Origin of the sequence: Pseudomonas sp. RIT-PI-r, assembly GCF_001297015.1 — a bacterium.
Lineage (GTDB): Bacteria > Pseudomonadota > Gammaproteobacteria > Pseudomonadales > Pseudomonadaceae > Aquipseudomonas.
The window spans coordinates 226,933-241,649 of the sequence record NZ_LIGE01000013.1 but is presented as its reverse complement, the minus strand read 5'-3'; the positions used below and the strand labels follow the sequence as shown (position 1 = coordinate 241,649).

Here is a 14,717-nt window from a genome sequence, read left to right as displayed (position 1 = left end):
TAGAGAAAAGCTTAGTCGAGCAGATCCAGCTGTAAATGATCTGCCACCGCTTCTGCACTCAAGGCCTTGAGTTTAGGCACGCGTCCAAGACACGGTGCCGGAATCCGCTCAGCCAGCGTCGCGAGATTCTCCTCCAGCCGCGAAGTCTTCGGGTCGATGATATTCGCCACCCATCCCGCCAGTTGCAAACCATCACGGGCAATCGCCTCGGCCGTCAGCAGGGCATGACTGATGCACCCCAACCGCACGCCCACCACCAGAATCACCGGCAGCTTCAGCGCAATCGCCAGATCCGACAGATTATCCTGATCGGCCAACGGCACGCGCCAGCCACCTGCACCTTCGATCAGAGTGAAATCGGCGTTCATCGCCAGAATCTCGCGCATCGGCGCCAGCAGCGATTGCACGGTCAGCGCCACACCCGCTTCACGCGCCGCCAGATGCGGAGCGATCGCCGGTTCGAACGCCACCGGATTGACCTGTTGATAAGTCAGCGGCACGGAACACTCGGCCAACAGCGCCAACGCGTCCGAGTTGCGCAAACCCTTGGGTGTCACTTCGCAGCCGGAAGCTACCGGCTTGCCCGCCGCCGTGCTCAGCCCGGCCGAGCGCGCCGCGTGCAGCAACCCGGCGGCCACCGTGGTCTTGCCGACATCGGTATCGGTTCCGGTGATGAAATAGGCTGCGCTCATACGGGTTTCTCCAACACGGCGTAGACCACCTGATAAGTCGCCGGCAATCCCGACGCCTCACGGAACTGCTCGTAAGCTTCGACCAACCCAAGAATCCGCGCGCGCCCGGTCAAACCGCCCGGTCGCCCCGGATTCAGATTGTGCGCACCCAACGCTTTCAATTCATGGGTCAGGCTGCGCACATCCGGGTAATGCAGTACATGCGCCTGATTCTCCAGACTCAGCGTGCGCAAACCACTCGCCGTGCACAGTTGCTGATAGCGGGTGAACTCGCGGAAGCGGTTGACGTGCACCAGCCCGTCGACCTGCCGCCAGCTATCGCGCAGCTCAAACAACGTCCCTGTACAAAGACTAGCAAACGCAAAGATTCCGCCCGGTTTCAATACGCGAAACGCTTCGTTGAGCACTGCGTCGAAATCCGCACACCACTGCACCGCGAGGCTGGAGAAGATCAGGTCGCAGGTCGAATCCTGTAACGGCAGCCGTTCCGCATCGCCGGCAATGAAATGCTGCGCGCCACCCAACGGACGTGCGTGCTCGAGCATGCCCTCGGCAATGTCCAGCGCCACACCGTGGCTCTCGGCAAACCGCGAAGCCAACGCGCGGGTGAAGTAACCCGTGCCACAACCGAGATCCAGCCAGCGCGCCGGGACGAAATCCGTCGACAGGCGCTGAATCAACTGTGTACCAACATCACGTTGCAACTCGGCGACGCTGTCGTAACTGGCCGCTGCACGGGAAAAAGACGCTGCGACCTGACGCTTGTCAGGCAAGCCGCCAGGCAGCACAAGAGACAAATCAGTCATCACCGCACTCATGTAAAAAAGCCTGGATCGCACCCGCCAGTCCGTGGGGGTCTTCCAGAAGAAACGCATGACTGGCCTGTTCGATCAGGCCAATTTCGATATCCGGCAAAAGCGCGAACAACGCCCCCGCCGCTTCGGCCGGGACCAGACCGTCCTGCCCGCCGAACAAATGAAACTGCGGGCCACGAAACGCCTGCAGCGCGTCGCGGGTGTCGATCTGCGCGAGCAATTCCAGTCCCGCCATCAACGCCGCCGGCGTAGTCTGCGGTACGCCGCCGAGCATCAATCGCGACAAGCCGCGCGGATCCTGCGCACCTTGAGCACACAGCAGCGAGAAACGTTTGAGGGTCATCCGCGAATCAGCCTGGCAACCGGCAAGAAACGCATCGAAGGTCTCACCCGGCATCGCGTTCGGCCAATGTTCATGGGCAACAAAGGAAGGATTGCTCGCCAGCGTCAGCAAACCACAGCAACGCTCGCCACGCCGTGCCGCCAATTCGGCCGCAAGCATGCCGCCCAGCGACCAGCCGCCCAGCCACACGTCCTGAGGAATGCGCTCGTCGAGTTCGTCGAGCCAGTCTTGCAGGTCGCTGGAATCCAGCTCCGGCAACGGCTCGATTTCAACGTTGAGATGTTCATCGAGCCCCTGCAGTGCCGCCGCCAGAGGCTCCATCGGCGAAATACCGAGGCCCCAGCCGGGCAGCAGAATCAGGCGATTACGCATGCTTTGGCTCCGGCGTCAGTTGGGCAAAGCAATCAGCCAGTCCCTCTAACAATAGCTGCACCTGCGCCTCGCTGTGAGCAGCGGTCAGGGTCACGCGCAGCCGAGCGCTGCCGGCAGGAACGGTCGGCGGGCGAATCGCAGTGACCATCAGCCCACGCTCGCGCAACATCTGCGACAGACGCACCGCGCGCCCGGCATCGCCGATCATGATCGGCTGGATCGGTGTGAAGCTGTCCATCAACTCCAGCCCGATCTGCTCGGCGCCACGGCGGAACTGGCGGATCAACGTCTGCAGATGCGCTCGGCGCCAATGCTCGGTGCGCAGCAGTTCAAGACTTTTCAGCGTTGCACACGCGAGCGCCGGCGGCTGGCTGGTGGTGTAGATGTACGGGCGGGCGAACTGGACCAGACTTTCGATCAACTCCTCGCTGCCAGCGACAAATGCCCCAGCGGTGCCGAACGCTTTACCAAGGGTGCCGACCAGTACCGGCACATCCTCCTGGCTCAAACCGAAATGCTCGACGATGCCACCGCCATTTGCCCCCAGCGGCCCGAAACCGTGAGCGTCATCGACCATCAGCCATGCACCTTTGGCCTTGGCTTCGCGGGCCAGTGCCGGCAGGTCGGCCAGATCGCCGTCCATGCTGAACACGCCGTCGGTGACCACCAGCGTGTTGCCGGTGGCTTTCTCCAGGCGCTTGGCCAGACTGTCCGCGTCGTTGTGTAGATAGCGATTGAAACGCGCACCGGACAACAAACCGGCATCCAGCAGCGAAGCATGATTGAGGCGGTCTTCCAGCACCGTATCGCCCTGCCCGACCAGCGCAGTGACCGCGCCGAGGTTGGCCATGTAGCCGGTAGTGAACAGCAGCGCACGCGGGCGACCGGTGAGGTCGGCCAAGGCTTCTTCGAGGGCATGATGCGGACTGCTGTGGCCGATCACCAAGTGCGAAGCACCGCCACCGACGCCCCATCGCTGCGCGCCGTGACGCCAGGCTTCGATGACTTGCGGGTGATTGGCCAGGCCCAGGTAATCGTTGTTGCAGAAGGCGAGCAACGGTTTGCCGTCGACCACCACTTCGGGCCCCTGCGGGGACTCAAGCAGCGGGCGCTGGCGATAGAGGTTTTCGGCACGGCGGGCAGCAAGGCGTGCGGCGAGATCGAAAGACATGCAGGCCTCACATCTGAAAAATGACTGTGTAGGAGCTGCCGAAGGCTGCGATCTTTTGATGTTGTTTTTTAAAGACAAGATCAAAAGATCGCAGCCTTCGGCAGCTCCTGCATGGGATCCGTGGGGCGATCAGACGGCGGCGTTGTAGAACTGCTCGCTGCTCTTCTGCTCCACCAACGCCTGCTCGATCGCAGCCTGGTGAACCTCGTCGGCATGCTCTTCACGCGCTTCCGGCTGTATACCCAGACGCGCAAACAATTGCATGTCCTTGTCCGCCTGCGGGTTGGCGGTGGTCAGCAGTTTGTCGCCGTAGAAAATCGAGTTGGCGCCGGCGAAGAACGCGAGCGCCTGCATCTGCTCGTTCATCGCTTCGCGGCCGGCGGACAGGCGCACGTGGGATTGCGGCATGAGAATGCGAGCCACGGCGAGCATGCGGATAAAGTCGAACGGGTCGATGTCTTCGGCATTTTCCAGCGGCGTGCCGGCGACCTTCACCAGCATGTTGATCGGTACCGATTCCGGATGCTCCGGCAGATTGGCCAACTGGATCAACAGATTGGCGCGGTCATCCAGCGATTCGCCCATGCCGAGAATGCCGCCGGAGCAGATCTTCATCCCCGACTCACGCACGTAGGCCAGCGTTTGCAGGCGCTCGCTGTAAGTGCGGGTGGTGATGATGCTGCCGTAGAACTCAGGCGACGTGTCGAGGTTGTGGTTGTAGTAATCGAGGCCAGCCTTGGCCAGCGCTTCGGTCTGATCCTGATCGAGGCGGCCGAGGGTCATGCAGGTTTCCAGGCCCATGGCCTTCACGCCTTCGACCATCTTCAGCACGTACGGCATGTCTTTCGCCGAGGGGTGCTTCCACGCCGCCCCCATGCAGAAACGCGTCGAGCCGATGGCTTTGGCGCGGGCAGCCTCTTCGAGGACTTTCTGCACCTCCATCAGCTTTTCTTTTTCCAGACCGGTGTTGTAGTGACCGGACTGCGGGCAGTACTTGCAGTCTTCCGGGCAGGCGCCGGTCTTGATCGACAGCAGAGTCGAAACCTGAACACGGTTGGCGTTGAAATGTGCGCGGTGCACCGTCTGCGCCTGGAACAGCAAGTCGTTGAATGGCTGTACGAAGAGTGCTTTGACTTCGGCCAGAGACCAGTCGTGACGCAGGGTGGCGGTGGTGCTCGCGCTCATGGCTAATTCCTTGGTTATGCTTGCTGGCGGCTGCGGGAACGGAATACCCACAGGCGCTACACGGATGTTCGGCATATTTAAGGAAGAGACATGCGCTGTCAACCACCATGCAAAGAGTCGGTTTACATCTGTTTAAAAAACGTACAAACCTGTTTGTTGTGTGATGAGCCGGCAGAAGCAGAAATGCCAATGTGCGTGGCCTGCGAAACTGAATTGCCCTGGCTCGGCGATCACTGCATCTCCTGTGCTTTGCCGCTTCCCTCCGCCGGTCTGACCTGTGGCGAGTGCCAGCTAGAGCCGCCGGCGTTCGAACAGGTTGTGGTGCCGTGGTTGTATGGCTTCCCGATCGACAGTTTGGTTACACGGTTTAAACACAACGCAAAATGGCCGTTTGGCCACCTGCTCGCCGACGTTCTCGGGCAATACCCGCAACATCGCTTCGATGAGGGTTTGCCCAGACCCGATGCGTTATTGCCGGTGCCGTTGGCGCGTAAACGTCTGCGCCAACGGGGATTCAATCAGGCTGCGATGCTGGCGCAGTGGCTGAACAAGTCGCTTGATCTGCCAATTGAGGAGACTGTTCTGCGTCGCATCAAAGACACTGATGCCCAACAGGACCTCGATGCCAAGTCGCGTAAACGCAATCTGCATAAAGCCTTCGACCTCATGCCGGACGCGCAGGTGAAAGGCCGGCATCTGGCGCTGGTTGATGATGTGCTGACCACTGGCGCCACTGCGCAGGCGCTTGCGCGTCTATTGGTGGACGCTGGCGCTGCGCGGGTCGATGTCTATTGCCTGGCGCGCACGCCGAAACCCGGAAGCTGAAGCCAACACAATCCCCCTGTAGGAGTGAGCCTGCTCGCGATAGCGTCATCAATGCCAACATCTATGCTGACTGAACCACCGCTATCGCGAGCAGGCTCACTCCTACAGGGATTTGGGTTCGGCTTGACTCTCGCGTCGCTAGCGGCCAACTTCCACGTCCACCGCCACAAAAAGCACCCATCCATGTCCATGCCTTCCCTGTTGTCCCAGCACATCGTCCGCCGTCCGCAGCGTATCGCCCTGCTGCAACACATCGCCGAACAGGGCTCGATCACCCGCGCGGCGAAAAGCGCAGGCCTGAGCTACAAAGCGGCGTGGGACGCGATCGATGAGCTGAACAACCTCGCGCAGAAACCGCTGGTCGAGCGTGCCGTCGGCGGCAAGGGCGGCGGCGGCGCGAAACTCTCCAGCGAAGGCGAGCGCGTTTTGCGTCTGTACCAAAAATTGCAGGCCTTGCAGGCGCAGGTGCTGGAGGCAGCGGAAGATGCCAGCGACCTCGATCTGCTCGGTCGGTTGATGCTCAGAACCAGCGCGCGCAATCAGTTGCACGGCAAAGTCGTGGCAATCGAAACGCAGGGCCGTAATGACCTGATCCGCCTCGAACTGGCCGAAGGGCTGTGCCTCGACGCGCAGATCACCCACGACAGCACCGTGCATCTGGAGCTGCAAGCCGGTACCGAAGTGGTGGCCCTGATCAAGGCCGGCTGGCTGGAATTGCTCGGCAGCGAGCAATCTGCAACGTCTGGTCACAATCTTCTGCAGGGCACCATCGAAGCGATTCTCGACGCCGAAGACGGCCCGAGCGAAGTGCGGATTACCCTGCCCAACGGCCATACCCTCTGCGCCCTGGCTGAGCCGCTCGACTTGCGCACGCGCGGATTGAGCGTGGAACAACCGGTGCAGGTGCAGTTTTCGCCGTCCAACGTGCTGATCGGCACACCGCTGTAATCAGGCGCTGCAACGAAAGCGTCATCGACGCTCATTAAGGTGGCTGCCAAAACCAAGCAGGGAGCCTGATGTGAGCCTATTAGAAGAAAACCAATCCACTGACCTGGAAAAAATGGTCGGCCTCAGCCGTCGCGGTTTCATCGGCGCCGGTGCGCTGTGCGGTGCGGCGATGTTCCTCGGCGGCAGCCTGTTGAGCCGCAGCGCGCTGGCCACAGGCATTAGCGCCGGCAACAGCCGTTTGCTCGGCTTCGAGAGCATTCCTGCCGCGACCACCGACGTCATCACACTGCCCAAAGGCTACAAGTCTTCGGTGCTGATCAGTTGGGGCCAGCCCCTGCAAAAGAACGGCCCGGCGTTCGACCCGAGCGGTAACGGCACCGCTGCCGCACAGGAAGTGCAGTTCGGCGACAACAACGACGGCATGAGCTTGTTCGCCTTCCCCGACGACCGCAACCGCGCGTTGATGGCGATCAACAACGAATACACCAACTACCGCTACCTCTACCCGCACGGCGGCATGCCGCAATCGGCCGAAGACGTGCGCAAGGCACTGGCTTGCGAAGGCGTGTCGGTGATTGAAGTGCAACGCAAGAACGGTCAGTGGCAGTTCGTTCAAGGTTCGCGCTACAACCGGCGCATCCACGGCAACTCGCCGCTGCGTATCAGCGGCCCGGCGGCCGGTCACGATCTGATGAAGACCGCTGCCGACAAGCACGGCAAGAAAGTCCTTGGCACGTTCCAGAACTGCGCCAACGGTAAAACTCCGTGGGGCACCTATCTGACCTGCGAAGAAAACTTCACCGACTGCTTCGGCAGCAGCAATGCCCAGCAGCAGTTCGACCCTGCGCAAAAACGCTACGGCGTCTCGGCTGCCAGCCGCGAGATCAACTGGCACCCGTACGACCCGCGCTTCGACATGGCGAAGAACCCCAACGAACTTAACCGTCACGGCTGGGTGGTCGAGATCGATCCGTTCGATCCGCAATCGACCCCGGTCAAACGCACGGCACTGGGCCGCTTCAAACATGAAAACGCCGCCCTGGCCGAGACCGACGACGGTCGCGCCGTGGTGTACATGGGCGACGACGAGCGTGGCGAATTCATCTACAAATTCGTCAGCCGTGACCGCATCAACCATCGCAACGCCAAGGCCAACCGCGACATTCTCGATCACGGCACCCTGTACGTGGCGAAATTCGATAATGGCGACAGCAACCCCGATCACCCGAAAGGCCAGGGCCAGTGGATCGAGTTGACCCACGGCAAAAACGGCATCGATGCCAGCAGCGGCTTTGCCGATCAGGCTGAAGTGCTGATCCATGCGCGCCTTGCCGCCAGCGTAGTTGGCGCAACGCGCATGGACCGTCCGGAATGGATCGTCGTCAGCCCCAAGGATGGCCAGGTTTACTGCACCCTGACCAACAACGCCAAGCGTGGCGAGGACGGCCAGCCGGTGGGTGGGCCGAACCCGCGTGAGAAAAACGTCTACGGGCAGATTCTGCGCTGGCGCACCGACCGTGACGATCACGCGTCGAAGACGTTTGCCTGGGACCTGTTTGTGGTCGCTGGCAACCCGGGCGTGCACGCCGGGACGCCGAAGGGCGGCTCAAAGAACATCACCCCGCAGAACATGTTCAACAGCCCGGATGGCTTGGGTTTCGACAAGGCTGGGCGCTTGTGGATTCTCACTGATGGTGATTCGAGCAACGCCGGCGACTTTGCCGGGATGGGCAACAACCAGATGCTGTGTGCCGATCCGAAGACCGGTGAGATTCGCCGGTTCATGGTCGGGCCGATTGGTTGCGAGGTGACGGGGATCAGCTTCTCGCCGGATCAGAAAACCCTGTTTGTCGGGATTCAGCATCCGGGGGAGAACGGCGGTTCGACCTTCCCTGAGCATTTGCCGAATGGCAAGCCACGGTCTTCGGTGATGGCGATTACCCGCGAAGACGGCGGGATCGTCGGCGCCTGACAGGCCCTCATCGCGAGCAAGCTCACTCCTACATTTGGCATGCGTGCGTTCCCCTGTAGGAGTGAGCCTGCTCGCGATGGCGTCAGCACAGACACCAACCACCTGCCCCGCTGCCATCTGCGCTACCATGCTGGGCCGGACGCGGCAGCCTGCTGCGCGCAGGAGTCAGCATGGCCCACCCGTTTGAAACCCTCACACCCGACCTCGTGCTCGATGCCGTTGAAAGCATCGGCTTCCTCAGCGATGCGCGCATCCTGGCGCTCAACAGCTACGAAAACCGTGTCTATCAGGTCGGCATCGAAGACTCCGAACCGCTGATCGCCAAGTTCTACCGCCCGCAGCGCTGGACCAACGAAGCCATCCTCGAAGAACACAAGTTCACCTTCGAACTGGCCGACGTCGAAATCCCGGTGGTGGCGCCGCTGATCCACAACGGCGAAACCCTGCACGAACATGCCGGTTTCCGCTTCACGTTGTTTCCGCGTCGCGGCGGCCGGGCGCCGGAGCCGGGCAATCTTGACCAGCTGTATCGCCTCGGTCAGTTGCTCGGGCGCATTCATGCGGTTGGCGCGACCAAGCCCTTCGAACACCGTGAAGCCCTCGCCGTGCAGAACTTCGGCCACGCCTCGCTGAACACCTTGCTCGAAGGCAATTTCATTCCGAAAAGCCTGCTGCCGGCCTACGAGTCCGTCGCCCGCGATCTGCTCAAACGCGTGGAAGATGCCTACGCCAACACACCGCACCAGAACATCCGCATGCACGGCGATTGCCACCCCGGCAACATGATGTGCCGTGACGAAATGTTCCACATCGTCGACCTCGACGATTGCCGCATGGGCCCTGCGGTGCAGGACATCTGGATGATGCTCGCCGGTGATCGTCAGGAATGCCTGGGGCAGTTGTCGGAATTGATGGATGGCTACAACGAGTTCCACGATTTCGATCCGCGTGAACTGGCGCTGATCGAACCGTTGCGTGCCTTGCGCCTGATGCACTACAGCGCCTGGCTGGCGCGGCGCTGGGATGATCCGGCGTTCCCGCACAGCTTTCCGTGGTTCGGCACCGAGCGTTATTGGGGCGATCAGGTGTTGGCGCTGCGTGAGCAACTGTCCGCGCTTAACGAAGAACCACTGAAACTCTTCTGATCAAAGATCAAAAGATCGCAGCCTTCGGCAGCTCCTACCCTGGAATACATTCCCATGTAGGAGCTGCCGAAGGCTGCGATCTTTTTGCGTTCTGACACGACACATCTATACAACCTCCTTACAATCCCTCCTTTGTCAGCTGCCTGAGCAAGGATTCTGCATGCAAGCCGCCAACCCGCGTCGCGGGTACATTCTGGGCCTGAGTGCCTACATTATCTGGGGCCTGTTCCCGATCTACTTCAAAGCCATCGCCGAGGTGCCGGCGGTCGAGATCATCATCCATCGGGTGCTGTGGTCGGCGCTGTTCGGCGCGCTGCTGCTGATGGTGTGGAAACACCCGGGCTGGTGGCGCGAACTGCTGGACAACCCGAAACGTCTGGCAATTCTGGCGTTGAGCGGGACGTTGATCGCGGCCAACTGGCTGACCTATGTGTGGTCGGTGAACAACGGACGCATGCTCGAGGCCAGCCTCGGTTACTACATCAACCCGCTGGTCAACGTGCTGTTGGGGATGTTGATTCTTGGTGAGCGTCTGCGGCGGATGCAGTGGCTCGCGGTCGGTTTGGCGGCGGTTGGTGTGGCGCAGCAGGTATGGCAAGTCGGCAGTCTGCCGTGGGTGTCGCTGGTGCTGGCGTTGACCTTCGGTTTCTACGGCCTGATTCGCAAACAGGCACCGGTCAAGGCGTTGCCAGGGCTGGTGGTGGAAACCTGGATGCTGGTGCCGATTGCCATTGCCTGGCTGCTGTTCAACCAGACCGCGACCAGCGCGCAACCGGAGTTCTGGACCACGTCCCAAGCCTGGTGGCTGGTGGCGGCCGGCCCGGTGACATTGGTGCCGCTGGTGTGCTTCAACGCCGCCACGCGCCACTTGCCGTACACCACCATCGGTTTCCTGCAATACCTGGCGCCGACCCTGGTGCTGTTGCAAGCCGTGCTGTTGTTCGGTGAGCATCTATCGTCCAGCACACTGATCGCGTTCATCTTCATTTGGGCCGGTCTGGCCGTTTATAGCGTCGACGCCGTGATCAGTTTGCGCCGGCGCAGCTGATCAAAAACCGCACAAACCCTCGCAGGCCGCGGTTCTCGTGGCCTGCATCGTTCTTTCCCAAGGTTATCCACAGCGTGATCCCCGCCGTTTGTGCGCAAGTCACTGAATGTTGGCGGTTTTTTGATCAACTCCAGCAAAGCCACGGCGGGCTTGGCGATGCGGGCAGTCTCTACAGGTTATCCACAGGCAGGTGCACGTTTAAACTGGATAACCCGGGAGACGCTCAAAGGTCTGTGCGTAACACCAGTTCGACCATCAGATCATCGGCCAGGGTTTCCAAGCGCGACTGCAAGACGTCGAGTGACAAAGTCAGCGGTACCGCGAGAATCGCCTCAGCATGGAACAGCGGCTCGCTGCTCATCGGTGCCGGGCGCACTTCGGTTACAAGCCGCTCAAGGTTGACGCCCTGCTCGCTCAACAAGCGGGTGATGTCGCGCACAATCCCCGGCCGATCATTGCCCACCAACTCCATGGCGATCGGTTTCCAGGTGCAGGACTGCTCGATACCACTCTCGGCAATCAATACGCGGATGCCATGCGTCGACAGTGCTTGTAGGGAATCGACTAATTCGTCGTAAGCCTCCGCCGGCACGCCCACCCGAAGAATCCCGGCGAACTGCCCGGCCATCCGCGACATGCGGCTTTCCAGCCAGTTACCGCCGTGCTCGGCGATGCATTGGGCGATGCGCTCGACCTGTCCAGGTTTGTCCGGGGCGAAAACAGTGAGTACGAGATGGTCCATGGCGTCGCCCTCTTGTCATGACTTTTGTTATAGAAGGGGAAGTATAGGCAAGGGTCGATTTTGCGTTGAGGCGACCGACGCTTTCGCGAGCAGGCTCGCTCCCACATAAACCGCTGCCATAGCCGCCAAATAGTATTTATGTGTACAACTTTTGATATTTAGCTGGAACAATCCAATGGTTTTTTGAGAACATCCTGTTCCGCGATGTGACCGCAATGCGACATGAGGTCGCAGAACGACGTAATTAGTCTGATTTTCACAAGCGCAACTCATCATGTAGTATGCCGCAGCGCGCACTACATAACGCTGAATCGATGTCTGCCCAAGGCATGTTCGCAACCCTGAAAGCCCCGTCAGCAAGGCCCCAAGCCTTTGATTGGTCCCAGCCCAGCCGCCAGCAATGGCATGTACTGGTCGGCAGGTTTGTGGTTTAAATGGCCAGAGGCTTCATTGTCAAAATTGAAGAGCTGAAAAGCGAAATAGCTGAGCAGAGTGAGGCAAGCAATGACTGAACACGTTCAAGTCGGTGGCCTGCAGGTCGCCAAAGTCCTGTTCGACTTCGTGAACAACGAAGCCATTCCCGGTACCGGCCTCACCGCCGAAAAATTCTGGGAAGGTGCCGACAAGGTCATTCATGACCTGGCGCCGAAGAACAAAGCCCTACTCGCCAAACGCGATGACTTCCAGGCTCGTATTGACGCTTGGCACCAGGAACGCAACGGTCAGGCGCACGACGCCGTGGCCTATAAAGCCTTCCTGCAAGAAATCGGTTATCTGCTGCCAGAAGCGGCTGATTTCCAGGCAACGACGCAAAACGTCGATGATGAAATCGCCCGTACCGCCGGTCCGCAACTCGTTGTGCCGGTGATGAACGCCCGCTTCGCTCTCAATGCCTCGAACGCCCGCTGGGGTTCGCTGTATGACGCCCTCTACGGCACCGACGCGATCAGCGAAGAAGGTGGCGCGGAAAAAGGCAAAGGCTACAACAAGGTGCGTGGCGACAAAGTCATCGCCTTCGCCCGAGCCTTCCTCGACGAAGCTGCGCCATTGGCGGCTGGCTCTCACGTCGATTCGACCGGCTACAAAATCGCTGACGGCAAACTGCTGGTCACCCTCAAGGGCGGCAGCAACACTGGCCTGCGCGATGACGCACAACTGATCGGTTTCCAGGGCGACGCCAACGCGCCAATCGCGATCCTGCTGAAACACAACGGTCTGCACTTCGAAATCCAGGTCGATGCCACCACTCCGGTCGGCCAGACCGATGCTGCCGGCGTCAAAGACATCCTGATGGAAGCGGCGCTGACCACCATCATGGATTGCGAAGACTCCGTGGCTGCCGTCGATGCCGACGACAAAGTGGTGATCTACCGCAACTGGCTCGGCCTGATGAAGGGCGATCTGGCGGAATCCGTGTCCAAGGGCGGCCAGACCTTCACCCGCACCATGAACCCGGATCGCACCTACGCCGCGCCGAATGGCGGTGAAGTGACGCTGCACGGTCGTTCGCTGTTGTTCGTGCGTAACGTTGGCCATCTGATGACCATCGACGCGATCCTCGACAAAGACGGTAACGAAGTGCCGGAAGGCATTCTCGACGGTCTGGTCACTTGCCTCGCGGCGATGCACAACCTCAACGGCAACACCTCGCGTCGCAACACCCGCACCGGTTCCGTGTACATCGTTAAACCGAAGATGCACGGCCCGGAAGAAGCAGCGTTCACCAACGAGCTGTTCGGTCGCATCGAAGACGTGCTGGGCCTGAAACGCAACACCCTGAAAGTCGGGATCATGGACGAGGAGCGCCGCACCACGGTCAACCTCAAGGCCTGCATCAAGGCTGCCAGCGAGCGCGTGGTGTTCATCAATACCGGTTTCCTCGACCGCACCGGCGACGAAATCCACACCTCCATGGAAGCCGGCCCGGTTGTACGCAAGGCTGACATGAAGGCTGAGAAGTGGATCGGCGCCTATGAAAACTGGAACGTCGATATCGGTCTGAGCACCGGCCTGCAAGGTCGTGCACAAATCGGTAAAGGCATGTGGGCGATGCCGGATCTGATGGCCGCGATGCTTGAGCAAAAAATCGCTCACCCGCTGGCCGGCGCGAACACCGCTTGGGTTCCGTCGCCGACCGCCGCTGCACTGCACGCGCTGCATTATCACAAGGTCGACGTGTTCGCCCGTCAGGCCGAACTGGCCAAACGTGCTCGCGCTTCGGTGGACGATATCCTGACCATCCCGCTGGCGGTCAATCCGAGCTGGACCCCGGAGCAGATCAAGAACGAACTGGACAACAATGCCCAGGGCATTCTCGGTTACGTGGTGCGCTGGATCGACCAGGGTGTCGGCTGCTCGAAAGTGCCGGACATCAATGACGTCGGCCTGATGGAAGACCGTGCCACGCTGCGTATCTCCAGCCAGCACATCGCCAACTGGCTGCGCCACGGTGTCGTCACCGAAGCACAAGTGATGGAAAGCCTCAAGCGCATGGCGCCGGTGGTGGATCGTCAGAACGCCAACGACCCGCTGTACCGTCCACTGGCCCCGAACTTCGACAGCAACATCGCCTTCCAGGCGGCGGTCGAACTGGTGATTGAAGGCACCAAGCAGCCGAACGGTTACACCGAGCCGGTATTGCACCGTCGTCGTCGCGAGTTCAAGGCTGCCAATGGCCTGTAAATTTGCGTAGATGGTGGATATGAAAAAGCCCTGATCGAGAGATCAGGGCTTTTTTGTTTATGCGGCGGGGCTGGGTTTTCTGGTCGACTTAAGATCCATCCCCCTCACCCCAGCCCTCTCCCCCATGGGGTAGAGGGGAAAGGGAGCAGATCTGTATGCCTTTCAAAATCTGAGCTCGGCTCAGGAATTGCCAAGGATAGAGGGGCAACGGAGCAGATCTTGGTGCTTTTCAAAACCTGAGTTCGGCTGGGAATCTCAGGTCGGTGTACCTCGAACATCCACCGCGGTCAGTCCCCTCTCCCTCCGGGAGAGGGCTAGGGTGAGGGGCTCTTAGGGTTCAATCCCCAATTCATGTTTCACCAGCGCCAACAACTTGCCCGTATCAATCGGCTTGAGCAGAAAATCCACCACGCTCAAATGCATCGCCGCAATCGCGTCTTTCACATCGGCATCGCCGGAGACGATGATGATCGGCAGCGCCGCCCGCACCGACTCACGCACCTGGCGGATCAGTTCAAGGCCATCGACATTGCCCATGCGCAGATCGGTGATCACCAGGCCAATCGAAGGTTTCTCGGCGAGCATCTTCAGGGCTGTCTCGCCACTGGCCGCCGTCATGCAACGAATACCGTCCAACGCGAGAATCTCCGACAACAGCTCCCGGGCGTCCTTGTCGTCATCGACGATCAATACGCGCTGCGGTGGAAGATCAGGTTCGAGCATGACTGCACTGAGCGCTTCTCGCTCGGCATCGCTCAAAATATCGTGGTCGGACAT

13 protein-coding genes are annotated in these 14,717 nt (G+C 60.4%); 6 read left to right on the top strand and 7 right to left on the bottom strand.

Annotation, left to right across the window (positions count from 1 at the left end):
• Positions 1 to 11: 11 nt before the first annotated feature.
• From bioD to bioB, 5 genes are all read right to left on the bottom strand, one after another.
• Positions 12 to 692: a dethiobiotin synthase gene (gene bioD, locus AK821_RS03825; protein WP_064388198.1), complete on the bottom strand. Its 681-nt coding sequence runs from the start codon at positions 690 to 692 to the stop codon at positions 12 to 14.
• Positions 689 to 1,498, bottom strand: coding sequence for a malonyl-ACP O-methyltransferase BioC (gene bioC, locus AK821_RS03820; protein ID WP_064388196.1), 810 nt, complete (start codon positions 1,496 to 1,498; stop codon positions 689 to 691). Before bioC ends, bioD begins: the two co-directional genes overlap by 4 nt.
• Positions 1,491 to 2,222 carry an alpha/beta fold hydrolase gene (locus AK821_RS03815; protein WP_064388194.1) on the bottom strand — a complete coding sequence of 244 codons (732 nt, stop codon included), beginning with the start codon at positions 2,220 to 2,222 and terminating at the stop codon, positions 1,491 to 1,493. Before AK821_RS03815 ends, bioC begins: the two co-directional genes overlap by 8 nt.
• Positions 2,215 to 3,393 (bottom strand): 8-amino-7-oxononanoate synthase, encoded by a 1,179-nt coding sequence (bioF, locus tag AK821_RS03810; protein WP_064388192.1) that lies wholly within the window; start codon positions 3,391 to 3,393, stop codon positions 2,215 to 2,217. Before bioF ends, AK821_RS03815 begins: the two co-directional genes overlap by 8 nt.
• A gap of 129 nt (positions 3,394 to 3,522) precedes the next feature.
• On the bottom strand, positions 3,523 to 4,578 hold the full coding sequence (bioB, locus tag AK821_RS03805; RefSeq protein WP_064388191.1) for a biotin synthase BioB: 1,056 nt from the start codon (positions 4,576 to 4,578) through the stop codon (positions 3,523 to 3,525).
• 90 nt (positions 4,579 to 4,668) lie between these two features.
• On the opposite strand from bioB, the gene AK821_RS03800 reads away from it, so the two are divergent.
• The 5 genes from AK821_RS03800 to rarD all read left to right on the top strand — a co-directional run bounded on the left by AK821_RS03800 (position 4,669) and on the right by rarD (position 10,516).
• Positions 4,669 to 5,403, top strand: coding sequence for a ComF family protein (locus AK821_RS03800; protein WP_064388189.1), 735 nt, complete (start codon positions 4,669 to 4,671; stop codon positions 5,401 to 5,403).
• 183 nt (positions 5,404 to 5,586) lie between these two features.
• Positions 5,587 to 6,351 carry a TOBE domain-containing protein gene (locus AK821_RS03795; RefSeq protein ID WP_064388186.1) on the top strand — a complete coding sequence of 255 codons (765 nt, stop codon included), beginning with the start codon at positions 5,587 to 5,589 and terminating at the stop codon, positions 6,349 to 6,351.
• Between the two features lie 70 nt (positions 6,352 to 6,421).
• Positions 6,422 to 8,323 (top strand): PhoX family protein, encoded by a 1,902-nt coding sequence (locus AK821_RS03790; RefSeq protein ID WP_064388184.1) that lies wholly within the window; start codon positions 6,422 to 6,424, stop codon positions 8,321 to 8,323.
• A gap of 170 nt (positions 8,324 to 8,493) precedes the next feature.
• The gene (locus tag AK821_RS03785) at positions 8,494 to 9,468 is read left to right on the top strand and encodes a serine/threonine protein kinase (protein ID WP_016983182.1); all 975 of its coding nucleotides are present in this window, start codon (positions 8,494 to 8,496) and stop codon (positions 9,466 to 9,468) included.
• Positions 9,469 to 9,628: 160 nt separating this feature from the next.
• A complete protein-coding gene (gene rarD, locus AK821_RS03780; protein WP_064388182.1) occupies positions 9,629 to 10,516 on the top strand; it encodes an EamA family transporter RarD in 888 nt (295 codons plus the stop codon).
• 223 nt (positions 10,517 to 10,739) lie between these two features.
• Here rarD and AK821_RS03775 read toward each other — a convergent pair whose 3' ends face one another.
• Positions 10,740 to 11,258 (bottom strand): glycine cleavage system protein R, encoded by a 519-nt coding sequence (locus tag AK821_RS03775; RefSeq protein ID WP_064388181.1) that lies wholly within the window; start codon positions 11,256 to 11,258, stop codon positions 10,740 to 10,742.
• Positions 11,259 to 11,762: 504 nt separating this feature from the next.
• Between AK821_RS03775 and AK821_RS03770 the strand changes: the two genes are divergently transcribed.
• Positions 11,763 to 13,940 carry a malate synthase G gene (locus tag AK821_RS03770; protein WP_064388180.1) on the top strand — a complete coding sequence of 726 codons (2,178 nt, stop codon included), beginning with the start codon at positions 11,763 to 11,765 and terminating at the stop codon, positions 13,938 to 13,940.
• A gap of 330 nt (positions 13,941 to 14,270) precedes the next feature.
• Here AK821_RS03770 and AK821_RS03765 read toward each other — a convergent pair whose 3' ends face one another.
• On the bottom strand, positions 14,271 to 14,717 hold the full coding sequence (locus AK821_RS03765; protein ID WP_064388178.1) for a response regulator: 447 nt from the start codon (positions 14,715 to 14,717) through the stop codon (positions 14,271 to 14,273).